Genomic DNA, 24,219 nt, shown 5'->3' on the forward strand with positions numbered 1-24,219 from the left:
AATTTATATGAAAAAGTTATCAAAGCTTCGTTTGAAAAATGTAGATCCTGTGGAATTATCTAAAGATCAAATGAAAGGGATTTTAGGGGCTACAGGTTGTTCTGCTAGCAGTTGTGCGTGACCTTGTTCATTTACTATGAATGGTCTTCATTATTCAGGATCCTGTGGTTGGGACTCTTCTTCTGATTATTTGGTGTGTGGATGTCAAGTGTGAATTTTAGGAGGTAGAAGCTTTCTTAATGGATTATTGGAATAGCTTCTTTAGATTTAAAAGTTTCCTTTTGATATTTATTGATATATTAAAGAGGAAACTTTTTATCATGTATAATTGATCTTTAATATTATGTGTATATGATGTATATTATAAAAATAACAATTTTAGTAGTCTTGTTAATAGTCGGTTTGGCTTGTTCTAATAGTGATAATAATGGTTGTGAATATATTGATATAGAGAGTGCGCTAGTTGATATAAAAGAACTCTCTGTTATGGATATAGGTGAGTCTGTTTCTTATGTTTCGTTAGAAACAACCGAAGAATCTCTAATAGGAAAGAGAGCTTATGTTAGGATGTTGAAAGATAAATTGCTTGTAGGTTCCTTTCAACAACCTATAAAGATGTTTGATAAGAGAACAGGTGAATTTATTCAAACTATCGGAAATATAGGTCAGGGAGCAAATGAATATACATTACAACATAATATTCCTGTTTTTTGGATAGATGATACAGCTGAAATTATTTATGTACAAACAGATGGAAATCGAGTCCTACGTTTTGATGTGAATGGGAATCCGTTAAATATTATAAATTTGCCTGATAGTTTTCCTCGTTTAACAACAGTGTCTCAAATTACAACAGAAAATAAACTGTATGTTTATAAACAAACTCTATTTAATAAGCTGGATTATAAAATTTTAATGTATGATATTCTGAATGGGAAAATACATAACTTTTTTTTAAATGAGGATGAAATTATACCTTCTGATTTTTCTCAGACTCCAATTTCTTTTTCAGGTTTTGGTAATATACCTGTTTCAACTAGCTGTTTGATTTTTACATTGAAAGACGGTCGGATGGTATTCTCCTATACAGAAAATCCTTGTTTATGGGTCTTTGATAAAAATGTTTATTGTAAAGAACATTTTAATGATACGATCTATCAGGTTTTAGAAAATAAAATGGAACCTAGATTAGTCTTTAATTTAGGGGATAAACATTGTGATTATAAAGATAGATATAATCTCGAAGGAAGTTTGAACAAAATTGCAATTGATTATGTATTAGAAGGGAAAGAATGTCTGTTCTTTGTTTTTCAGATGAACTATTACAATCTACAAGATGCAAAAACCTATTGGGGATCTTATAATAAGAAAAATAAATTAGTAAAAGTGACAGATAAGCTTCATATATCAGATTCTGTAAATGGAATTTTTCTAGAGAATTTGCAAACAGCTACATCTGATGGTCAGTTTGTCGGGTTAATAGAAGCTACTTCTTATATAGAAAAGATGAGTAATAAAAAAACTTTTGACATATCAGAAGATAGTAATCCAATAGTTGTGATAGTCAAATAATTATTATTGTGCAATGAAATATGTGAATATACTTGTAGAATTATTGCGTCTTTTGGATGTGAAATATACTACTAAATGTCTAATAAATTTATGTAGTAGTAATCCATATCGTAATAGTCTATATGGATTGTCTATGATATTGTCTTCATATAATATAGATAATGTTGCTATACGATTAAAAGATAAGCAACAGGTGCTAAATATTGATCCTCCTTTTATAGCTTATGCTAGTAATGATTTTGTCTTGGTGAAACAGATTAAAAATGCCAAAGTTAAATGTTTATTTAATAATGAATATTTAGATATTGCATTGGAGGAATTTGTTTCAATATGGTCTGGTGTATTGCTGATGATTGAAACAAATGATAGAACGATAGAGCCTGATTATTTTGAGAATAGAAAGCGAGAGTTTATAGATAAAATGTTATCTAATTTATTATGGATTATTGCGCTTCTTATTTGTGTGTTTTATTTTGTTTTTGTTGCTTTGTTTACTATGGAATCAATTGCCATATTAAGTGCTTTATTGGGCGGTATATATGTGTCTTTTTTATTGTTGCAAAAGCAGTTGAAGGTTCAAAGTGCTTATGCGGATAAATTGTGTTCTTTGTTTAATAAAAGTAACTGTAATAGTGTTTTAGAATCTGACGCAGCAAAATTTTTAGGTGTATTTTCTTGGAGCGAAATAGGTTTTGCATATTTTGTATCAACTTTTTTTATGTGTCTTGTGGGAACTTCATGGATATCTTATTGTACATGGATTAATGTTTGTGCTCTTCCTTTTTCTTTATGGAGTGTATGGTATCAACGTTTTAAAGTGAAGCAATGGTGTCCTATGTGTCTAATTGTAATGGGGATATTTTGGTTATTATTTATAATGCATTTATATTTTGGATATTTTAATATCCAATCATTTGATTTAGTAAAATTGTTATGGTTAATGATGCTATATGCACTATCTCTTTTAATCATTCATCAATCTTTATCTATTTTTAGAGCCGCTTTGTCTAAACAAGAGCTTGTATACGAACTTAATAATGTTAAAATGAATGAAGATGTGTTTATGGCGTTACTGAAATCCAATCAATATTATGATGTTTTGTTGTCTACATCACATATTATGTTTGGAAATCCGAAAGCAAAGACGTTAATTACAATTTTGACTAATCCACATTGTGAACCATGTGCTAAAATGCATTTTCGATTGAATAATTTGTTAAATAAAGCCTCTGATAAATATTGCATACAATATATTTTTTCATCTTTTAATGAATCATTGTCTATAAGTAATAAAATCTTAATTGCAGCTTATTTAAGGTATGGAATGGAAGACACAGTAAAGCTTTATGATAAATGGTTTAAAGAAGGAAAGTATAAAATAAGCACTTTTCTTGATCAAAATAATTTAGAGATAAATGAGTCAGTAGAACAAGAATATTTGGCTCATGAGACATGGATAAAAAAAACTAAATTGCGAACAACTCCTACTATTTTAATAAATGGTTATGAACTTCCAATACAATATAAAATAGAGGATTTAGGGTTATTAGAAATTGATTGGAATTAATGAATGGATATTTTTAGAAGTCTGTAAATTACAAAAATGAAAATTAGTTCATTCCCACATTTTCATCAACTGGATGCCTCAGACTGTGGCCCCACCTGTCTACGCATGATTGCGAAGCATTACGGTTACAGTTATTCTGTTCAATACTTGCGTGAACGTGCCTTTATTACCCGCGAAGGTGTGTCGATGTTGGGGATCAGTGACGCGGCAGAGCATATCGGGTTTCGGACAATGGGGGTACGGATTACGTTAGAGCAACTGGAAAAAGAAGTCCTGTTACCTTGTATCCTGCATTGGAACCAGCGGCATTTCGTAGTATGTTATAAGATAAAAATGGGTAAGTTTTATATTGCAGATCCGGCAGCTGGTCGGGTGGTATTTAACCGGATGGAGTTAGGGGGCTGCTGGTTCAGTACGTCAGTGGAAGGGAAGGATACGGGGACGGCGTTACTGCTCGAACCGGGACCTGCGTTTGGAGAAAGAGAGGAGTCCAAAGAGCAGAAAAACAGGAAGTTGTCTTTTTTCTTCCGCTATCTAACTCCTTATAGACGGGAGCTTTTTCAGTTGGTACTGGGAATGCTGACGGTGAGTATTCTGCAATTGATTATGCCGTTTCTAACGCAGAGTCTGGTGGACACGGGTATTCGGGATGGCAATTTGAGCTTTATCACGTTGATCCTGATTGCCCAATTGGTTATCTTTATCGCGCGGTTGTCGGTCGATTTTATCCGCAGTTGGATATTGCTTCATGTGAATACGCGGATTAATATCGCGCTGATCTCGGATTTTTTGGCGAAACTAATGCGGCTGCCTTTGCATTTCTTCGATACGAAGATGGTAGGGGATATTATGCAGCGTATTGGTGACCATAACCGTATTGAGTCTTTCATGACGGGGGCTTCGATCAGTACGTTGTTTTCTTTCGTCAATTTTATTGTTTTCGGGTTTGTATTGGCGTATTATGATTTGTCGATACTAGGACTTTTTTTGTTGGGAAACGGGTTGTATGTGGCTTGGATCCTAGCCTTTATGAAGTATCGGCGAGAACTGGATATCAAACGTTTTGCACAGGCAGCCGGTGAACAGAGTAATCTATTCCAACTCATCACAGGCATGCAGGAAATCAAACTGAATAACTGTGAGACTGAAAAACGTTGGGAATGGGAACGTATTCAAGTGAAATTATTTAAAATAAGTATTAAAGGGTTAGCTTTAGGGCAATATCAACAGCTCGGGTCGGTGTTTTTTAACCAAACCACCAATATCCTGATCTCCTTCACCGCAGCCCGGGCTGTTGTTTCCGGTGAGATGACTCTAGGTATGATGATGTCGCTCACCTATATTGTGGGGCAGTTGACCGCTCCGATCGAACAGTTTATTGGTTTTGCCCGTTCGTTTCAGGATGCAAAGATTAGTTTGGAACGTTTAGGAGAGATCCATCAGCGGGAAGATGAAGAACAGACCTTAGCATTGAAAGTAAATGCTTTACCGGAAAACAGGGCTTTGCAGATCGAGGATGTGAGTTTTAGTTATGACGGGGCAGACCGGGATTATGTGTTGGAACATATTAATCTGACGATCCCACAGCATAAGGTGACGGCTATTGTCGGAGCCAGCGGAAGCGGAAAGACGACATTAATAAAGTTGTTGCTTGGGTTTTACGAGCCGAACAAGGGAAATATCAAAATAGGTGATCTGTCATTGAAGAATATGAATCCGCATGTATGGCGTGCCTGTACGGGATGTGTGATGCAGGATGGGTTTATTTTTTCGGATTCGATAGCGAAGAATATCGCTATAGGTGCGGAAGTGATCGATAAAGAACGGTTGTTGCATGCCGTGACTGTAGCTAATATCCGTGATTTTATTGATTCGCTACCATTGGGATATAACACAAAAATAGGTATGGAAGGAAATGGTGTAAGCCAGGGACAGCGGCAACGTATCCTGATTGCACGTGCTGTATATAAGAATCCTGAATTTATCTTCTTGGATGAAGCAACGAATGCTTTGGATGCCAATAATGAGCGTGAGATTATGGAACATCTGCATCAGTTCTATAAAGGAAGGACAGTAGTGGTGGTGGCTCACCGGCTGAGTACGGTGCGGGATGCGGATAATATAGTGGTACTGGATAAAGGACTGGTCGTGGAGGAAGGGACGCATGAGGAACTGACGGCACGACGGGGTGTATATTATAAGTTGGTAAAGAATCAATTGGAATTGGGTTCGTAAAATGTACTGATATGCCGGAGATTAGTGTTATTCTGAAAGTAGATGATGGAAATAGGTATTTGCAGGAAGCTGTGAATAATGTCTTTATGCAATCGTTTTCAGATTTTGAACTTCTTGTGTTGAAGGAAGGGGCTAATTACGAGGATACTTTGGATGGTATGGATGCAATCGATATGCGTTTGAGAATTTTGAATGTTGTATCATTTGAAGAACCGGGAGTATGGGGGCAGGTAATGGAAAGCATAAAGGGGAAATATGTTGTTTTAATGGATGCTGGTCATTTAATGGTTCCCAGGAAACTTCATACCCAATTTTCTTTTATGGAGGCCCATAGAGATGTTGATGTTTGTGGTACCTGGGTTACGGAAAATGGAAATTCCGGAGTAAATTATTTTTATCAGGTACGGCATAATGATATTGTCATTGAGATGTTGTTTTCTAAAGCTATATATACTCAGTCGGTGATAATGCGCAAGTCTGTTTTTGGAGAGTTTCTAAAAACGTGTTTAGGGAAAATACAGAGACATGAATGTGTGGAATATTATGAGATATGGACTGATTTAATAATGAAGGGATATCTTTTTGCCAATATTCCGGAGGTCTTGTTGAATATTCGAACAGGGGAAAATGTGTCTTTATTTGCTGATCCGAGTTTACAACGAGTAGGTCTAAGAAATGTCCAATGTTGTTATCTGGATTATTTAATGAATAAGATCATTGAGCTTGATCCTGCCTATTTTGATTTTTTGAATAGTGCAGTTGAATTACAGAATAGTAATAAATTGACTTTTGAGGAGTGTAAAGGACTTGTTCGAAATGTATATAGTCATATTAGAGAAAAAGAAGAGATACATTTAAAGGATGGTAAAATCAGGATATTGTTTTGTATTGATACATTAGGAGGTGGGGGTGCTGAAAAATTATTGATCGATATATTGAAAAGATTTGATTATGAGAAATATGCCGTTGACCTTTTAGTCCTATTTGAAGAAGGAATTTATTTTGCAGATATACCGGAGGAGGTTTCGTGGTTCTTTTCGGGCAGTGAAAAAGTTAAAAACCGATTTTATGATATAGAGGTTGCTTTTTTGGAAGGACTGGCGGTAAAATATATTGCAGAAAGGGGGAGCGTTGCTGTTAAGGTCGCTTGGGTTCATGCAGATTTGTGTAATTATCATTGGGCAAAGCGATATTATGAAAATGATGAATATGAATATAGCATTTTTCAAAGAATGGATAAAATCATTTTTGTGAGTGATAATGTAAAGGAGCAGTATATTAAGTTGTTTGGAGATGCTAAATCTGAATTATTAGTAATTTATAATCTTATTGATCGGTCGGAACTCTTGAGCAAATGGGATTGTGTAGGTATAACGAAAAGGAAATTTACATTATGTGGTATTGGAAGATTGACTCCGGTAAAGGGGTATTTGTTATTGATACAAGCTGTTCGACGTTTAGTTGAGGATGGATTAGATTTTGATTTATGGATTGTAGGAGAAGGTGAACAAAGGGTAAAGTTGGAAGAACTGATCAAAGAGTTTTCATTAGATGATGTTGTTTTTTTGCAAGGGTATCATAAAAATCCGATACCTTTTTTGAAAGAAGCAGATGTTTTTGTTTCCTCTTCTTTGTCTGAAGGTTTTCCCCTTGTAATTTGTGAGGCTTTATGTCTGGGGTTACCGGTTGTTGCAACGAAGAATGCTGGCTCGGAAGAAGTATTAAGCAAGGGAAAATATGGTTTGCTAACAGAACAAGATGAGTTTCTGTTGTATAAGGCTTTAAAAGCTGTAATAGAAAATGTGGCATTAAGGGATGATTTACGAAACAAGGCATTGGAAAGGGCTGAATTGTTTAATGAATCTGCAATAATGGATCAGATTTATACTGTTCTCGGGTAATTAATAATCGGAACAATGGAAGGAAAAGAAATAGAATTACGTAGCGAAGAGGTTCAGGAGGTGATGGGGCAGATCCCGGCCTGGATTGTGCGGTGGGGGATTACGATCTTGTTTATCGTGGTGCTGGCGCTTTTGGTGGGTAGCTATTTCTTTAGATATCCGGATGTGATCACGACGGAGATGACATTGACAAGCCGGCATCCGGTGGCGGAGGTGGTGGCCCGCTCGTCAGGAAAGATAAATGAACTTTATGTGTTTAACGGACAGGAGGTGAAGATGGGTGCTCCGTTGGCGGTGGTTGAGAACCCGGCCAAGACGGAGGATGTGTTCCGGCTGAAGAAGTTGTTGGCACGTTATCAGGAGCAGCCGGAACGTCTGAGCTATTATCTGTTGCAGGATGTGTGGTTGCTGGGGGATATTCAGCCGGCTTATATGAGTCTGGCATCGAAAGATATTTCTGCCCGCGATTACCGGGCTTCGGTCGGACAGTTACTGGCGGCGATCCGTGTCTGGGAGATGTCTTACTGCCTGGTGGCGCCGTCGGATGGAAAGGTACAGTTGCTTGTGCAAGGGGCTCCGAACCTGTATTTGTCGGCTGGAGATATTTTTGCCCGTATGGTGCCTGAGGGTGGGGAGACCTGGATCGGGCGGGCCTTACTGCCGATTCAGCGGTCCGGAAAGGTGAAGGTCGGGCAGCGGGTGATCGTGCGGTTTACGAATTTTCCGGATCAGGAGTTCGGTATCGTGAACGGGCGTTTGTCGTCAGTTTCGCTGGTGCCTTCGGAAGACAATTATATGGTGGAGATTGCCTTCCCGGACGGACTGACCACCAATTATAGGAAGAATCTGCCTGTTTCTTATGAAATGAAAGCCACAGCCGAAATTGTAACTGATGATGTACGTTTGATAGAACGTTTCTTCCAGCCACTGAAAAAGATACTGAAAGAAGGGTTCTGAAGTTTTTTTGTTGTCTCTTTTGTCTCGTTTAGTGGCTTTCGAGCCGGGAAGGATGAACAATCCCCTTCCCGGATTCGTATGAAAAAGTTACTGATGGCACAGCTGGGTGCCGAGCCTACCGTCCAGCATTTTAATGAAATAGTGATAAATCTTCCGGAGAATGAAAAAGCCGGTTTTGTGAAAGGTACTTTCGGGTTGGCTTTCTCTGAGTGGGGAAACCTGAATGTTGCTTACCGTGAGTTTTTGGTCGCATTGATAAAGAGTAAACGACAGCAGTTTGTGGAGTTTGTTCGCAAGGATACGGTTCTGGGGGAATTCCTGTACGATCTGAAAGATAAAGAGTTGTTTGTGAAAATATTAAATCTGTTTGAGCGACCGTCTAAAAAGCATAAGATTTCTTATTCCAAGTTGGCTTTTTCTTTTTTGCTAGGGTTTAAGATGGACTTGGAAGTCAAGGGATTATCTGACAAAATCAGGTACGCCAAGGTGGATACGGATGATCTGGTTGAGTTGTTTGAGTTGATTGAGAAAGTAAAGTTAAGCTGAAGTTTATATTTAAAGAATATAAAATATGGGCGTTTCGGAAAAGCAGTAAGAACCGGGATTATAATCTCTTTATTGATCGTTTAAAAGATCAACCATTTGATTCTTATGTGATTATATTATTTGTGCTTCCTCTTCTTATTGCTTATTGCCTCTTTTTTACCGCCGTATCTTTGTGTTGTACTTAATTATTCACTAAAACATTTTTAATTATGGCACAAGGTTACAAGTTGGTTCTGCGCCCGTCGGAACCGGGAGTCAAAGATTCCAAGAAGTTGTATTATGCGGTATCTAAAAGTACGGGATTTACGGATATCAGACGTTTGTGTAAGCTGATCGCTGCGAGAAGTACGGTGTCGAGTGCGGATGTGAAGGCGGTACTGGATAACCTAAATTATGTTCTGGATCTGGAATTGCAGGATGGTCGTATTGTTCAGTTGGGGGAATTCGGTAATTTCCGTATTACGGTCGGAAGCGAGGGCGTGGAGGATAAAAAGAAGTTCTCTGCAAGTATGATTCGTGCTCCGAAGATTGTTTTCACTCCCGGGTTTGATTTGCGTGAGACTAAGAAAACGATGGGTTATTCTTTGATTACTCCGGAAGTTGAAAAAACGGAGAATCCCGGAGGTGGTGAGGATCGTCCGGAAATCGAGTAAACCGGTTGAGGATGAAAAGAACGAATGTTCAATTGGTAATGGCCGTGCTGCTTTGTGCAGCCGGTCTTATCCTGATCTTTTCCGGTTTTTGGGTGGCTCCGACAGGGGAAATACATAATAGCGTTTTAGTCGCGTTCGGGGAGATCAGTACGTTTGCCGGAGCCTTGTTTGGAGTGGATTATTCATATAAAATAAGAAAAGAATGAAAACGAAATTTTGTCAATATGCAATAGAGGAACATTTGACGTCGGAACAAATGAAGTGGAGAAGAAATCATCCGGATTGGATCAGTGATCATTTTTACATGGGTGAGTTTATCTACAGTGCGGTTGCTGTGGAGAAGGGCCTGGACAATACGCCGCCACCGGAAGCGCAGCGGGCAATCAGAAATCTGGTTAGAAAATTATTGGAGCCGCTTCGGGAGTATGCGGATTGTCCTATGGGGATGCATATCTCCAGTGGGTATCGTTGTGAAGAATTGAATCATCTGGTGGGTGGTGTCGCCGATTCCCAGCATATGAAAGGGGAGGCGGCGGATATTTATACGTTCGGCAGTTGTCGTTTGCTGGAGGCTTTACAGCAAAGTCGGTTGAATTTTGATCAGGCGATTTATTACCGTCGTCGTGGTTTTATTCATTTGTCATTGAAATTGACGGGTAAGAACCGTCGCCAGGTGATAATCAAATGAGAGGTGGTATTTGTTTTTTATTACTTATAGCAGGATTGTCCGGCTGTGCATCGCGTAATCCCGGAAGCAGGAGAGAACTTCGTTCGTTCAGGGATTCGATATCGTATACACGGTTGGACACTTCTTGCCTGCATTATAATCGTGGGATGCAGTTGCAGGGGTGGTCTCGTTTGAGGGAGGTCTCCCTTTCCGTACCCGACAGTACCGGTAAACAGTATGTAGAACGTATTGTATATGCTACTGAAGAATGGGGAATGGCAGATTCGACAGAATTGGTGTCTGTGTCTGCCAATACGGTTAATGAGCAGGGTGTTACTTCATCCGTCTCTGTCGAGCAGGAAGTGACCAGAAGAAAAACGAGCCGGATTGTCTGGTGGATATTAATTCTTGTTTTGATCATTTTAATCTGTCTGCTACGAAAATTGCGACGGATAAAATAGATGAGTTCTTAGCGGAGTGAAGTTATTTCTTTTGCACTATGAGAGTGCATTTTTAATCAGACGAGGGTAAATTATGATGTTATAGCTTCTTGGAATGAGTTATTAGTAATTAGCATGTGGAAATGTTCTGTTTGCCTGTTGCGGAAATCCTAACAAATTTTTCACTGCAAGGAGTAAAAAACAAGAGGCATGGATTATTTCCCACGCCCCTTTGTCGGTATCAGTATGCTTCTGTCGTCTGTGGAAGCAATGAAAGTTCTAATGCAATTTCTATCTTACATAGTGTTTCGATAGAAAGGTTTTCCTTGCCTTTCAGTATCTTTGATACATACTGTTGGCTGCATCCCATTTTCTCTGCCAATGATTTTTGAGTAAGACCGAGTTCTTCCATCTTGTCAAGCATCATCATGGCGATGTGCTGGGAGTAGTGTTGCCAACTCTTATTGGTGGCTCTGAATTCCGCTTCTTCTCTCCATTTTGAAGGAGTTGAAGACCTGTGCTCGCTGAGCTTCTGTACAATATTGTTCATATTCACCTCCTTGTTTATATTGTATTCATATATTCTACAAAGCTGTCATCATCAATAATGTTTTCATTCAATAGGAAGGAGCGGACTTTTTCCAATTTTACCACTTCCTGACGGGTATGTTCCCGTTCTTCCATTTTAAGTGTCAACTTGATGGCTCCTCCTGTAATAACATATACACCTTCTGAAAGTTTGATGGCATAGATGCGGAGCCATGATGAATGACGTTTTTGTTTTTTCAGTCTTGCCTTTTCTTTACCCAGAAGAATGTCCGCTGTTCTGAAGTTCTCCAACGGATGGAATATCTCATCCAGATTAGCATCAGGGGAAATGTCCATAATGATGCCCTGCAATCTGTCGCTGTCCTCTATAGTATCTTTAATGGCTTGATTGACATCGGTAATCTTGAAATACGAAGTCAAGTCCTGCCAATTAGCTTTGAAAAATGAACGCAACCACATCACATCGCTCCATCTATTGAACAATGTATAAAGTGCATTGTCCTTTTCTCCATCATAGCGTACAGCCCATAGTCGACCATCTTCTGTTATATCGTCAAATGTCATAATCCCATTTTTTACATTGCAAATGTAATACAAGTTATTCAAATGTACAACTTATAAGTTGTGTTTTGGCTAAAATCTCCCTCAAATTACTCAAATTGAAAAGTATACCATCAGTTGGATAAAACTTTAGGTCAAAAAGGTATTAACTTCTGAGTTTTACTTAATACGAGATCATTGTATATTAAGGATAATATAGTCGCTTCATTTATAGATGCAGCCACTGCGGCCGAAGAGGGAATAGCCGATGTTGGTGAAGATGATAATCCGGTGCTGGTGGTAATGGAATTGTAAGAAATGATAATAGTCTTGTGGAAAACTAATTAATTGCGTTTCTTTGTACCCGTAAATTATTAGGATATGGCAGACGAACAACAGATGGTGCTCCGGACGGAGGACCTGGTGAAGAAATATAGAACGCGAACGGTGGTGAACCATGTTTCTATTAATGTGAAACAAGGGGAGATTGTTGGATTGCTCGGTCCGAATGGGGCGGGAAAGACGACTACATTCTATATGACTGTGGGGTTGGTGACTCCTAATGAGGGGAAGATATTCCTGAATGATATGGAAATTACGAAATTCCCGGTTTACAAACGTGCCCGTAATGGGATCGGTTATCTGGCGCAGGAGGCTTCTATCTTCCGTAAAATGACGGTTGAGGATAATATCCGTTCTGTTTTGGAAATGACGGAAACTACTCCTGAATATCAGAAAGAAAAACTGGAAAGCTTGATCGCTGAGTTTGGCTTGAACAAGGTTAGAAAGAACCTGGGAGACCAGTTGTCTGGTGGTGAACGCCGTCGTGCCGAGATTGCCCGCTGTCTGGCGATCGACCCTAAGTTTATTATGTTGGATGAACCGTTTGCCGGTGTCGACCCGATTGCGGTGCAGGATATCCAGACGATCGTTGCCAAGTTAAAGCATAAGAATATCGGTATCCTGATTACCGACCATAATGTGTACGAAACATTGAGCATTTGCGACCGTGCTTATTTGCTGTTCGAAGGAAAAGTGCTTTTCCAGGGAACAGCAGAGCAATTGGCAGAAAACGAGATCGTACGCGAAAAGTATTTGGGGAAAGACTTCGTGCTGCGGAAAAAAGATTTATAAATTCAACTTATTTTATTGCAAAAGTCTCCTGATGTGCCGGGTGCATAAGAAGAACAGGACTAATGTCACTACGGCTAATGCCGAGTAAGGCAACAGGTTTGCGTTGGATATATCTCCGGTGATAAATTCATTCTCCCGCAGATGGATATCCGACATGCTGATAACGGCAAAAGCGTTATTGACGAAATGGGCGAAGACCGGAACCCAGATGTTTCTGCTCCAATATAACAAATAACCGAAATATGCTCCCAGTAACATACGGGGGAGGAACCCGTAGAACTGCAAATGGAATGCGCTGAATAGAATAGCGGCAGACCAGATGACTATATGATGATTGGATGTCCATTGACCTATAATCCGTTGTAGGGCACCACGGAACAGAAATTCTTCTGTAATACCGGCCATTATAGCGATGACAAACAGATTCGACAGGAATGTGAGCATACCGTCGCCGGCTAAAAGTGTATTGGTAATTTGTTCGGCGAGGGCTTCCTGCGCTTTCATCCAGCTTTCGACCGGGGCCATGAACTCCGGTAATATCATTTGTTTGTTCAGCAAAGCTGTCAGTGTGATCGCCGGGGACATCAGGAACATGCTGACCAGTGCTAGCAGCAGGATTTTAGTGTCCACTTTGTGCTTTATACAAAGGTAGGCGGCCGGGTCCGCACTGCACAGCCAGGCTACCGCCAGTGCCGGGAACAGGAAAGTCCCGATGGCTGACAACAACTGCATCATCCGCATCATATCGGGGTATTGCGTTATATTGACGGATACACCGTGTGACAAAACAAAGATTCCCGTTCCGATCAGGGATGACAGGACTGCTCCGAACAAAAGACTGACCAGCAGGAGCCATAACTGGAACATGGCCGGTTTTCCGGCATATATACCTTTTAATACCATATCTATAATATTAATGTACGGACATAAAAAAACTTCTGCCCAAATATAGGTAGAAGTTTTTATTTCTTCAGGAAAGAATGAATTACATTTTTGGTCTGGCTTCTTTTACAACCATCTGACGACCTTCGAATTCAGCCTCGTTCAATTCTCCAATAGCTTTTTTAGCTGCTGCATCATCAGGCATTTCAACAAAAGCAAAGCCTTTTGATTTACCTGTTTCACGGTCTTTGATGATCTTTACAGAATCTACCACTCCGTATTCTTCCATTACTTGTTTCAGATCTTCTTCCCGAACACGATAGTTCAGGTTACCAATGTAAATGTTCATAAAAATAGAAATAATTAAAAAATAAAATTGTTACTGATGAAAGTAATAAACCGGAATTTCGTAACAGTGATAGATAAATCGACAAGTAACAAGTAAATGAAGAAATAAAAAACAATGTTATTTACGTTCAAGGTAAATCCCCTTTCACATTACAAAGGAATACATTTATTTTAGAAATACAAGATTTTAGGTTGAAAAAATTAATATGTGTCTAATTTTGGCTTACTTATAACAAATTAAGTAAACAATTTGCGAGATTAAAAGAATAACTCTAATTTTGCAGCCTAAAATTCGATACGACTATTAATTAAATAAATCATTCAGAATGAACGTTTCGCTTAAGAACATTGATGCCGTTAGCGGTATTGTGAAATTAGAAATAGTGAAGGCTGACTATGCTGAACAGGTTGAAAAGAGCCTGCGCAACTTCCGTCAGAAAGCAAATGTACCGGGTTTCCGTAAGGGAATGGTACCGATGAGTATGGTGAAAAAGATGTATGGAAAACATGTACTGGTTGAAGAAGTCAACAAGTTGGTTTCCGAAAATCTGTTCAAATATATCAACGAGAATAAGTTGAACGTTTTAGGCGAACCGATGCCTAACGAAACAGAACAACAGCCTATTAATTTCGATACACAGGAAGATTTCGAATTTTGTTTTGACGTAGCTTTGGCTCCGGAAATCAAAATCGAACTGAGTAAGGGCGACAAGCTTCCTTATTATCAGGTTGCCATCGACGAAGAGATGTTGAACCAGCAGGTTGACGCTTATACTGCAAACTTCGGATCTTATGACACTGCTGAAGAAGTAGAAGAAAAAGACCTGGTTAAAGGTACTATTGCCGAACTTGAAAACGGTTCTCCGAAAGAAGGTGGTATCGTTGTGGAAGATGCAGTGCTGATGCCTTCTTATCTGAAGGATGAAGCTGAAAAAGCTAAATTCATCGGTGCAAAAGCTAACACTGTAATCGTGTTCAACCCGAATAAGGCTTACGAAGGTGCTGAAGCAGAGATCGCTTCTTTGCTGAAGGTTGACAAAGAAGCTGTTGCCGGTCTTACCGGAGATTTCAGCTTCGAGATTAAAGAAATCACACGTCATAAAAAGGCAGAACTGAACCAGGAATTGTTCGACAAAGTATTCGGTGAAGGTGTTGTTTCCAGCGAAGAAGAATTCAAGAATAAGATTAAGGATGCATTGGCAGAACAGTTCACTCCTCAGAGCGACTTCAAGTTCCTGTTGGATGCCCGTGAAGTATTGGTACAGAAAGCAGGCGAACTGAAGTTTGCCGACGACCTGTTGAAACGTTGGTTGCTGGCTGCAAATGAAAAGAATACAGCTGAAAAACTGGATGAAGAGTATCCGAAGATTATCGAAGACCTGAAATACCAGTTGATCAAAGAAAACCTGGTGAAAGGCAATAACCTGAAGGTAGAAGATGCAGATATTGAAAACTTTGCAAAACGTGTGGCAAAAGCTCAATTTGCACAGTACGGCATGCTTTCTGTTCCTGAAGATGTATTGGCCAACTATGCAAAAGATATGTTGAAAAACAAACAGACTTTACAGAATGTTATCGACCGTGCAGTAGAAGAAAAACTGGCTGCCTGGTTGAAAGAACAGGTAGAACTGGACGTAAAAGAAGTTTCAGCAGAAGAGTTCAACAAACTCTTTGAATAATATTATTCTTCAGAAATCGTAGTATTTACTAAGGTTTCAGCAAGAAAAAGGGGTTCCTCTCTAAAAAATATCTTAGCGGATAGCAAATAAGTTGTTTCTTTCAGAAATTTATTTATAACTTTGTTATTCCGATAAGTCAGAGGGAAATCCCTTTTTTTATGACTTTCGGTTATACAATAAACAGTAAACTATGGACGATTTTAGAAAGTATGCAACAAAGCATTTGCGGATGAACAGTAATGCGCTGGATAGTTATATGAATATCACCAGCAGTTATATTTCTCCGACAATTATTGAAGAGCGCCAGCTGAATGTTGCGCAGATGGACGTGTTTTCTCGTTTGATGATGGATCGTATTATCTTCCTGGGAACACAGGTCGACGATTATTCGGCCAATGTGATTCAGGCGCAATTATTATATCTGGATTCCAGCGATCCCGGCAAGGATATATCTATTTATATTAATTCGCCGGGCGGTTCGGTATATGCAGGTTATGGTATTTATGATACCATGCAGTTTATCGGATGTGATGTTTCTACTATCTGTACAGGTATGGCCGCTTCTTTTGCCGCCGTATTGCTGGTAGCCGGAACTAAGGGCAAACGTATGGCTTTGCCGCATTCTCGCGTGATGATCCACCAACCTCTGGGCGGTGTACAGGGACAAGCTTCGGATATCGAGATCACTGCTCGTGAAATCCTGAAGGTAAAGAAAGAACTGTATACTATTATTTCAACTCACTCAGGAAAACCTTATGAAGAAGTAGAACGCGATAGCGATCGCGACTACTGGATGACTGCCGAAGAAGCGAAAGCTTATGGAATGGTAGACGAGATCCTGGTCCGTAATAGTAAATAACAAACATAGAGACAAGGCCTTTGCGCCTTGTCTTTTTCGACAAATAAATAAAATATCTATGGCCAAAACAGGCGACGTTTGTACGTTTTGTGGAAGAAGCAGTCGGGACGTTAATATGCTGATAAATGGGATATCCGGTGCCATCTGTGATGAATGCGCACAGCAAGCGTATGAAATTGTAAAAGAACAACAACCTGCCAGGAAAAGTTCTCTGGGACTTGACCAGGCGGAACTGCCGAAACCGGAGGATATAAAAAACTTTCTGGATCAATATGTGATCGGACAGGATGACGCCAAGCGTTACCTTTCTGTTTCGGTGTATAACCATTACAAACGATTACTCCAGAAAGTCACTTCGGATGACGTGGAGATCGAGAAATCTAATATTATTATGGTCGGCGCAACCGGTACGGGAAAAACCCTGCTGGCTCGTACGATCGCAAAATTACTGCATGTGCCGTTTGCTATCGTGGATGCTACGGTACTGACCGAAGCCGGTTATGTGGGAGAAGATATTGAAAGTATTCTGACCCGTCTGTTGCAGGCTGCCGATTACGACGTGGATGCAGCTCAGCGGGGAATTGTATTTATTGATGAGATAGATAAGATCGCGCGTAAAAGTGACAATCCGTCTATAACCCGTGATGTAAGTGGAGAAGGAGTACAGCAGGGTTTGCTGAAGCTGTTGGAAGGTTCGATCGTAAACGTACCTCCCCAGGGCGGAAGAAAGCATCCGGAACAGAAAATGATAGCGGTAGATACTAAAAATATTCTTTTTGTCTGTGGCGGAGCGTTTGACGGTATCGAGAAGAAAATTGCACAACGTCTGAACACTCGTGTTGTGGGATATTCTGCCAGCAAGGATACTGCTCAGGTGGACAGGAATAACTTCCTGAAATACATTACGCCAACCGACCTGAAGTCGTTCGGGCTGATTCCGGAGATCATCGGCCGTCTGCCTATTCTGACTTATCTGAACCCGCTTGACCGGAGCACGCTTCGCAGCATTCTGACAGAGCCGAAGAATTCGATCATCAAGCAGTATATCAAATTGTTTGAGATGGATTCCATTAAACTGACGTTTGATGAAGATGTTTACGAATATATTGTAGATAAAGCTTTGGAATTTAAGCTGGGAGCCCGTGGCCTGCGTTCGATCGTAGAGGCTATCATGATGGATGCTATGTTCAGCATGCCGTCTGACAAGAAAAAGAAACTCCATGTTACTTTGGAGTATGCGAAGGAGAAGTTTGAAAAATCAGATGTAAACCGTTTGCAGATAGCGTAATGCCTGCGGTTTGTAAAATATAATAAGTATGGCGAAGAAGGATAATTTAACTGAACATTTAAAGACTCATTTTGGTTTTGATACCTTTAAAGGGAATCAGAAAGCAATCATTGAAAATGTGCTGGCCGGGAATGACACCTTTGTGTTGATGCCCACCGGCGGAGGGAAGTCCCTCTGTTACCAGTTGCCTTCTATTATGATGGAAGGTACTGCGATCGTTATATCTCCCCTGATTGCTTTGATGAAGAACCAGGTGGATGCCATGCGTAATTTTAGTGAAGAAGACGGAGTCGCTCATTTTATTAACTCTTCACTGAATAAGTCGGCGATCGACCAGGTGAAGGCTGATATAATGGCTGGCCGCACGAAATTATTGTATGTTGCTCCTGAGTCGCTGACAAAAGAGGAGAATGTCGAATTTTTGCGCAATGTGAATATTTCGTTTTATGCAGTAGATGAGGCGCATTGTATTTCAGAATGGGGACATGATTTCCGTCCGGAATATCGCCGGATACGTCCTATCATCAATGAAATAGGTAAGCGTCCGCTGATTGCGCTGACAGCAACAGCCACTCCGAAAGTTCAGCACGATATCCAGAAAAACCTGGGTATGATTGATGCCTCAGTTTTCAAATCCTCCTTTAACCGTTCTAATTTATATTACGAAGTTCGTCCGAAGGATGAAAATGTAGACCGCGAGATCATTAAATATATTAAGGCCAACGAAGGTAAATCGGGTATTGTCTATTGTCTGAGCCGCAAGAAGGTGGAAGAGTTTGCCGATATTCTGAAAGCGAACGGAATCAAAGCGCTTGCGTATCATGCCGGAATGGATTCAGGGCAACGGTCGGCCAATCAGGATGCGTTCCTGTTGGAAAAAGCCGACGTTATCGTGGCTACTATCGCATTCGGTATGGGTATCGATAAGCCGGACGTACGTTATGTCATTCATTATGATATCCCGAAGAGCCTCGAAGGTTATTACCAGGAAACAGGTCGTGCCGGCCGTGATGGTGGCGAAGGCCAGTGTATTGCCTTTTATGCATACAAAGATTTGCAGAAGCTGGAGAAATTCATGCAGGGTAAGCCTGTAGCGGAACAGGAAATCGGTAAGCAACTGTTGCTTGAAACAGCAGCTTATGCCGAAACTTCCGTATGCCGGCGCAAAGTCTTGTTGCATTATTTCGGTGAGGAATACCTGGAAGAAAATTGTGGAAATTGTGATAATTGTTTGAACCCCAAAAAGCAAGTGGAAGCGAAAGAATTATTGAGTGCGGTACTTGAAGTGATAAGTACTTTGAAAGAAAAATTTAAGGCAGATTATATTGTCAACATGTTGGTCGGTAATGAGACCTCCGAAATTCAATCTTACAAACACAATGAACTGGAAGTCTTCGGTTCGGGAACGGATGAAGACGACAAGACCTGGAACGCAGTGATCCGTCAGGCGCTGATTGCTGGTTATCTGACAAAGGATATCGAGAACTATGGCCTGCTGAAAATCTCTCCGAAGGGAAAAGATTTCATGAAGAAGCCGGTGTCTTTCAAAATAACGAAGGATAACGAGTTTGAGGAAGAGGAAGAATCTGAAGTGCCGGTACGTGGCGGAGCAACCTGTGCGGTTGACCCGGTTCTTTATTCTATGATGAAGGATTTGCGTAAGAAGCTGTCCAAGCGATTGGAAGTTCCTCCTTTTGTGATTTTCCAGGACCCGTCGCTTGAGGCGATGGCTACCACTTATCCGGTGACTCTGGATGAGTTGCAGAATATTCCCGGTGTCGGTGCCGGTAAGGCAAAACGTTACGGACAGGAATTCATTACATTGATCAAAAAACACGTAGAAGAAAATGAGATCGAACGTCCGGAAGACTTGCGTGTTCGTACGGTTGCAAACAAGTCGAAACTGAAAGTCTCCATTATCCAGCGTATCGACCGCAAAGTCGCCCTGGATGAGATAGCGTTGACAAACGGTCTTGAATTCAACGAACTGCTGGATGAGATCGAAGCGATCGTTTATTCAGGAACACGTATCAATATCGATTACTTTGTAAACGATGTGATGGATGAAGATCATGTGGAAGATATCTATGAATATTTCAAAGATTCCGAAACGGATGATCTGGAAGATGCGATCGAAGAGTTGGGCGGTGATTATACGGAAGAAGAGATCCGTCTGGTACGTATAAAATTCTTATCGGAAATGGCAAATTAATAATATGCCGATAAGGTTAATATGCCAATATGCCAATAGAGATAATATATCGTTGTTTTTTTATTGGCACATTGGCATATTGTTTTATTGGCATATTATTCGTATATTTGCGCGCAATAATTTTTAAAGCATACGTTTTATGTCATTTATTGCAGACAGGTTAGTTATGGACGGATTAACATTCGATGATGTATTGTTGATCCCCGCTTACTCAGAAGTTCTTCCCCGAAATGTCGACCTTACGACAAAGTTTTCACGAAACATTACATTGAATATCCCGATGGTATCGGCCGCTATGGATACGGTTACCGAGGCAAAGATGGCAATTGCTATTGCCCGCGAAGGTGGTATCGGTGTTATTCATAAGAACATGACGATCGCAGAACAGGCTAAGCAGGTTCAAAGCGTTAAGCGTGCTGAAAACGGAATGATCTATGATCCCGTAACAATCACGAAGGGAAAACGTGTGGCCGATGCGTTGGCTATGATGGCAGAATATAAGATCGGCGGTATACCTGTTGTGGATGAAGGCGGTTATCTGGTCGGAATCGTTACCAACCGTGACCTTCGTTTTGAAAGAGACATGAACCGTTCGATCGACGAGGTGATGACGAAGGAAAACCTGGTCGTAACGGATCAGTCTACAGACCTGGAAGCGGCAGCCCAGATCCTTCAGCAACACAAGATTGAAAAGCTGCCGGTGGTGGACAGCCATAATAAGTTGATCGGGCTTGTTACCTATAAAGACATCACTAAAGCAAAAGATAAACCTTCTGCCTGCAAAGATGCCAAAGGCCGTTTGCGTGTGGCAGCCGGTGTGGGTGTGACATTCAATACATTTGAACGTGTGGCTGCATTGGTAGAGGCAGGTGCCGATGCCTTGGTTATCGACACGGCTCACGGACATTCCAAAGGTGTGGTCGATGTGTTGAAACAAATTAAGGCACAGTATCCGGGTATCGATTGCGTGGTTGGTAATATTGCTACGGGCGATGCTGCCAGATATCTGGCGGATGCCGGAGCAGATGCCGTTAAGGTAGGAATCGGACCGGGTTCTATCTGTACGACCCGTGTTATTGCCGGAGTCGGTGTCCCCCAGTTGTCTGCAATCTATGATGTTGCAAAAGCATTGAAGGGTACAGGTATTCCTCTGATAGCCGACGGCGGATTGCGTTATTCCGGTGATATCGTGAAGGCGATTGCTGCCGGCGGATCATCCGTGATGATGGGTTCCTTGCTGGCCGGAGTGGAAGAATCACCGGGTGAAACGATTATTTTCAACGGACGCAAGTTTAAATCCTATCGTGGTATGGGATCGCTGGAAGCGATGCAGAAAGGATCGAAAGATCGTTATTTCCAGGATGTGGAAGATGATGTGAAGAAACTTGTGCCGGAAGGTATTGCCGCGCGTGTTCCTTATAAAGGTTCTTTATTCGAGGTGATCTACCAGATGGTTGGCGGGTTGCGTGCCGGTATGGGATATTGCGGAGCGCATAATATTGAAGAACTGCATCAGGCTAAATTCACCCGCATTACCAATGCCGGTGTACAGGAAAGTCATCCGCATGACGTGGCAATTACACAGGAAGCACCCAATTATAGCCGTGGCGAATAATAAATGTGCATAAATCCCGTTATATAAAAAACACTAATTTAATTGGATAGCATACTTTTTGGGGATGCTATCCGTTAGATTAGTGTTATTTTTGTAATGTGTACGTAGTATGATAAACGGAATTTTGATGAAAAAGTTGCTTGTATTATCTTTAGTATTCGCTTGTTTTACCGGAGAAGCCGCTAATAAGGCTGATTCTGTAGTGATGACTGTGGCCGGAAAACAGGTATCTCTGGATGAATTTGTTTTTATGGCCAGAAAGAATGGTGAAGTTAATTTATCTGATCGCAAATCATTGGAAAATTATGTGGAACTGTATAAAAACTTTAAGTTGAAAGTTGTCGATGCAGAAACCGCCGGTCTTGACAAGACAAAAGATTTTACCAATGAACTGGAAGGATACCGCGCTCAGCTGACATCAAGTTACTTATCTGACAGAGACGGGGAAGAAGCAGCTCTCCGTGTGGAATATGACCGTCTGGGCGAAGTACTGGAATTGAGTCATATTTTATTCCGTCTGCCGGGGAAGACTCTTTCAAGGGATACGCTCGCTGTTTATGAAAAGGCGATGAAGGTCTATGATCGTATAAAAAATGGGGAAGACATGGCAACTGTTGGTCAGGAGCTGGCAAAGCAGGATTCTACCAAACAGACCGGATATGAATATGCACGTTGCCTGTTGCCTATGCAGACGATAAAAGCGTTCGAGAATTATGCTTATTCTATGAAACCGGGTGAATTATCCATGCCGGTACGTACTACGCTGGGATATCATATTATTAAACTACATAGCCGCAAACCCAATCCGGGGATGCGCCGTGTTGCCCATATTCTGATCCCTTTCCAGAAAGATTCGGTAACCCGTAGTGATAGTGAAACGTTGGCTTTGGCTGAAGAGGTTTATCAGAAGATACAGGATGGAGCAGACTTCGGACAGTTAGCAGAAGAAAACTCTTCGGATGCCGCTTCTGCGCGCAAAGGGGGAGAACTTCCCTGGTTTGGTGTCGGAGAAATGGTGGAACCTTTTGAAAAAGGCGCGTTTGCTTTAAATACTCCGGGTGAAGTGTCTGAACCCGTTAAAACACGGTTCGGTTATCATATTATCAAATTACTCGACAAGGGAGGCATCCCATCTTTTGAAGAAAAGAAGAAATCATGGTCTCGTGTGATGGCACAGGGTGAACGTAATTTCGAATATTATAAGGCGTTCGATGAACGTATGAAAAAAGAGTATGGTTATGTGTTCTATCCGGAGGCTTATGCTGAACTGGTCGCTTTGTGTAATGACCATTTCCCTTCCGACAAGGACTTCTACGAAAAGGCCAAGGATATGAATAAGACATTGATCCATCTGGTGGATACGGATTTCCCACAGAGCGAATTCGCTTATTATATCCAGCGTTGTCCGTTCTCGACAAAAACGTATGCCGGTGATTTTATGCAGGAAGTGTTCGATCTGTTCATTCGTGATATTGTAACGACAACCGAGCGCAAGAATCTGGAAACTAAGCATCCTGAATTTACACATCTGATGCAGGAATATCGGGATGGTATCCTGTTGTTCAATATCAGTAATCAGAAAGTGTGGAGCAAGCCAGCTGCTGAACAGCCGGAGTTGGAAAAAGCCTGGTTGCAGGAGCTGAATAAGGAATATCCTGTTACGATTAACTGGAAATTGTTGAAAAAACTAAAGAAATAAGAAAGAGAAGGTTATGAAGTATTGCTTCATTTTTATAGCATTCGTATCTTTGCTGTGTTCTTGTAAGCGAACCCAGCAAACCGACGATGCGGATGTGCTGGTAAGAGTGAAGGACCGGACGTTGAAACGTTCGGAAGTGGTTAGTCTGATTCCGCGGGGGACGTCCTCTGCGGATAGTTTGTTGTTAGCCGAAAGCTTTGTAAAGAAATGGGTGAAAGATGCCCTTGTTTACGAAGTTGCCCAGCGAAACCTGGGGGACGAAAAAGAAGAGGTCGACAAGCTGGTAGAAGAATACCGCCACTCGCTGATTCGTTATCGTTATCAGGAGCGCCTGATCAAAGAGAAATTGTCGGCTGATATCCGCGAAAGCGATAAGCTGAACTATTATGAGGAGAATCAGAAAAAGTTTACACTCGATAAAGCCCTGATCAAGGGACTTTTCCTGAAAATACCGGTGGATGCCCCCGGTTTGTCGGAGGTAAAAGGGTGGTACAAATCGACTTCTGAAGCCTCTTTAGAAAAAATTGAGAAGTATAGTGTGCAAAATGCCACTATTTATGACTACTTTTACGACAAATGGGTGGACTTTGACGAGGTGATGGATAATATACCTGTTCATGTATCCAACCCAAACGCTTATCTGAAGGCGAATAAGTTTGTGGAAGTGGCTGATAGTAGTTACTGTTATCTGCTGAATATCAAAGAGTATCTGCCGGAAGGAAGCGTGGCTCCCTATGATTATGCGAGTTCGCAAATCACGGAGATGCTGATCAATCAGCGGAAAGTAGATTTTTTGAAGACGTTTGAAGAAGAATTATATAAAGATGGAATCAGAGGAGGTGATGTAAAGTTTTTTACTGAACCGTAATTTGTAAC

23 protein-coding genes are annotated in these 24,219 nt (G+C 40.9%); 19 read left to right on the forward strand and 4 right to left on the reverse strand.

Annotated elements, in window-relative coordinates:
* The first annotated feature begins 7 nt into the window (after nucleotides 1-7).
* From NBH15_RS02955 to NBH15_RS03005, 11 genes are all read left to right on the forward strand, one after another.
* Nucleotides 8-121 carry a TIGR04149 family rSAM-modified RiPP gene (locus NBH15_RS02955; protein ID WP_250821957.1) on the forward strand — a complete coding sequence of 38 codons (114 nt, stop codon included), beginning with the start codon at nucleotides 8-10 and terminating at the stop codon, nucleotides 119-121.
* 230 nt (nucleotides 122-351) lie between these two features.
* On the forward strand, nucleotides 352-1,572 hold the full coding sequence (locus tag NBH15_RS02960) for a DUF4934 domain-containing protein (protein WP_250821958.1): 1,221 nt from the start codon (nucleotides 352-354) through the stop codon (nucleotides 1,570-1,572).
* A 13-nt stretch (nucleotides 1,573-1,585) separates the two neighbouring features.
* On the forward strand, nucleotides 1,586-3,139 hold the full coding sequence (locus NBH15_RS02965) for a vitamin K epoxide reductase family protein (RefSeq protein ID WP_250821959.1): 1,554 nt from the start codon (nucleotides 1,586-1,588) through the stop codon (nucleotides 3,137-3,139).
* Between the two features lie 36 nt (nucleotides 3,140-3,175).
* Nucleotides 3,176-5,374: a peptidase domain-containing ABC transporter gene (locus NBH15_RS02970; protein WP_128135581.1), complete on the forward strand. Its 2,199-nt coding sequence runs from the start codon at nucleotides 3,176-3,178 to the stop codon at nucleotides 5,372-5,374.
* Nucleotides 5,375-5,385: 11 nt separating this feature from the next.
* Complete coding sequence (locus NBH15_RS02975; RefSeq protein ID WP_128135582.1) at nucleotides 5,386-7,275, forward strand: glycosyltransferase; 1,890 nt, start codon at nucleotides 5,386-5,388, stop codon at nucleotides 7,273-7,275.
* Between the two features lie 15 nt (nucleotides 7,276-7,290).
* A complete protein-coding gene (locus tag NBH15_RS02980; protein ID WP_128135583.1) occupies nucleotides 7,291-8,232 on the forward strand; it encodes a beta-barrel domain-containing protein in 942 nt (313 codons plus the stop codon).
* Between the two features lie 78 nt (nucleotides 8,233-8,310).
* Nucleotides 8,311-8,778 carry a hypothetical protein gene (locus NBH15_RS02985; protein WP_224264352.1) on the forward strand — a complete coding sequence of 156 codons (468 nt, stop codon included), beginning with the start codon at nucleotides 8,311-8,313 and terminating at the stop codon, nucleotides 8,776-8,778.
* Between the two features lie 209 nt (nucleotides 8,779-8,987).
* Nucleotides 8,988-9,431 carry an HU family DNA-binding protein gene (locus tag NBH15_RS02990; RefSeq protein ID WP_128135584.1) on the forward strand — a complete coding sequence of 148 codons (444 nt, stop codon included), beginning with the start codon at nucleotides 8,988-8,990 and terminating at the stop codon, nucleotides 9,429-9,431.
* Nucleotides 9,432-9,442: 11 nt separating this feature from the next.
* The gene (locus NBH15_RS02995; protein WP_128135585.1) at nucleotides 9,443-9,637 is read left to right on the forward strand and encodes a hypothetical protein; all 195 of its coding nucleotides are present in this window, start codon (nucleotides 9,443-9,445) and stop codon (nucleotides 9,635-9,637) included.
* Nucleotides 9,634-10,119, forward strand: coding sequence for a D-Ala-D-Ala carboxypeptidase family metallohydrolase (locus NBH15_RS03000; protein ID WP_250821960.1), 486 nt, complete (start codon nucleotides 9,634-9,636; stop codon nucleotides 10,117-10,119). The genes NBH15_RS02995 and NBH15_RS03000 overlap by 4 nt, the downstream gene beginning before the upstream one ends.
* Nucleotides 10,116-10,559, forward strand: a complete 444-nt coding sequence (locus NBH15_RS03005) for a hypothetical protein (protein ID WP_128135587.1) — start codon at nucleotides 10,116-10,118, stop codon at nucleotides 10,557-10,559. Before NBH15_RS03000 ends, NBH15_RS03005 begins: the two co-directional genes overlap by 4 nt.
* A gap of 220 nt (nucleotides 10,560-10,779) precedes the next feature.
* Here NBH15_RS03005 and NBH15_RS03010 read toward each other — a convergent pair whose 3' ends face one another.
* On the reverse strand, nucleotides 10,780-11,088 hold the full coding sequence (locus tag NBH15_RS03010) for a helix-turn-helix domain-containing protein (RefSeq protein ID WP_128135588.1): 309 nt from the start codon (nucleotides 11,086-11,088) through the stop codon (nucleotides 10,780-10,782).
* A 14-nt stretch (nucleotides 11,089-11,102) separates the two neighbouring features.
* Nucleotides 11,103-11,651: a hypothetical protein gene (locus NBH15_RS03015; protein WP_128135589.1), complete on the reverse strand. Its 549-nt coding sequence runs from the start codon at nucleotides 11,649-11,651 to the stop codon at nucleotides 11,103-11,105.
* A gap of 357 nt (nucleotides 11,652-12,008) precedes the next feature.
* Here NBH15_RS03015 and lptB point away from each other — a divergent pair, with 357 nt between their 5' ends.
* Nucleotides 12,009-12,761 (forward strand): LPS export ABC transporter ATP-binding protein, encoded by a 753-nt coding sequence (lptB, locus tag NBH15_RS03020; protein ID WP_009859581.1) that lies wholly within the window; start codon nucleotides 12,009-12,011, stop codon nucleotides 12,759-12,761.
* Between the two features lie 12 nt (nucleotides 12,762-12,773).
* On the opposite strand, the gene NBH15_RS03025 is transcribed toward lptB, so the two are convergent.
* On the reverse strand, nucleotides 12,774-13,664 hold the full coding sequence (locus tag NBH15_RS03025) for a CPBP family intramembrane glutamic endopeptidase (protein ID WP_250821961.1): 891 nt from the start codon (nucleotides 13,662-13,664) through the stop codon (nucleotides 12,774-12,776).
* Between the two features lie 82 nt (nucleotides 13,665-13,746).
* Nucleotides 13,747-13,992 carry an RNA-binding regulator gene (gene rbp / locus NBH15_RS03030; protein WP_009859579.1) on the reverse strand — a complete coding sequence of 82 codons (246 nt, stop codon included), beginning with the start codon at nucleotides 13,990-13,992 and terminating at the stop codon, nucleotides 13,747-13,749.
* A gap of 325 nt (nucleotides 13,993-14,317) precedes the next feature.
* On the opposite strand from rbp, the gene tig reads away from it, so the two are divergent.
* The 7 genes from tig (at nucleotide 14,318) to NBH15_RS03065 (ending at nucleotide 24,211) form a co-directional block, all read left to right on the forward strand.
* Entirely contained in the window at nucleotides 14,318-15,670 is a 1,353-nt protein-coding gene (gene tig, locus NBH15_RS03035; RefSeq protein ID WP_250821962.1) for a trigger factor, read from the forward strand.
* 190 nt (nucleotides 15,671-15,860) lie between these two features.
* Complete coding sequence (clpP, locus tag NBH15_RS03040) at nucleotides 15,861-16,529, forward strand: ATP-dependent Clp endopeptidase proteolytic subunit ClpP (RefSeq protein WP_009859577.1); 669 nt, start codon at nucleotides 15,861-15,863, stop codon at nucleotides 16,527-16,529.
* 58 nt (nucleotides 16,530-16,587) lie between these two features.
* Nucleotides 16,588-17,817: an ATP-dependent Clp protease ATP-binding subunit ClpX gene (clpX, locus tag NBH15_RS03045; RefSeq protein WP_186959412.1), complete on the forward strand. Its 1,230-nt coding sequence runs from the start codon at nucleotides 16,588-16,590 to the stop codon at nucleotides 17,815-17,817.
* A gap of 28 nt (nucleotides 17,818-17,845) precedes the next feature.
* Nucleotides 17,846-20,029 carry a DNA helicase RecQ gene (recQ, locus tag NBH15_RS03050; RefSeq protein ID WP_186959411.1) on the forward strand — a complete coding sequence of 728 codons (2,184 nt, stop codon included), beginning with the start codon at nucleotides 17,846-17,848 and terminating at the stop codon, nucleotides 20,027-20,029.
* A gap of 139 nt (nucleotides 20,030-20,168) precedes the next feature.
* Nucleotides 20,169-21,644, forward strand: coding sequence for an IMP dehydrogenase (gene guaB / locus NBH15_RS03055; RefSeq protein WP_009859574.1), 1,476 nt, complete (start codon nucleotides 20,169-20,171; stop codon nucleotides 21,642-21,644).
* 109 nt (nucleotides 21,645-21,753) lie between these two features.
* Complete coding sequence (locus NBH15_RS03060) at nucleotides 21,754-23,343, forward strand: peptidylprolyl isomerase (RefSeq protein WP_350472261.1); 1,590 nt, start codon at nucleotides 21,754-21,756, stop codon at nucleotides 23,341-23,343.
* A gap of 13 nt (nucleotides 23,344-23,356) precedes the next feature.
* Entirely contained in the window at nucleotides 23,357-24,211 is an 855-nt protein-coding gene (locus NBH15_RS03065; RefSeq protein WP_128133258.1) for a peptidyl-prolyl cis-trans isomerase, read from the forward strand.
* Nucleotides 24,212-24,219: the final 8 nt, after the last annotated feature.

The sequence above is a fragment of the Parabacteroides caeci genome (genome assembly GCF_023656795.1).
GTDB lineage: Bacteria > Bacteroidota > Bacteroidia > Bacteroidales > Tannerellaceae > Parabacteroides > Parabacteroides segnis.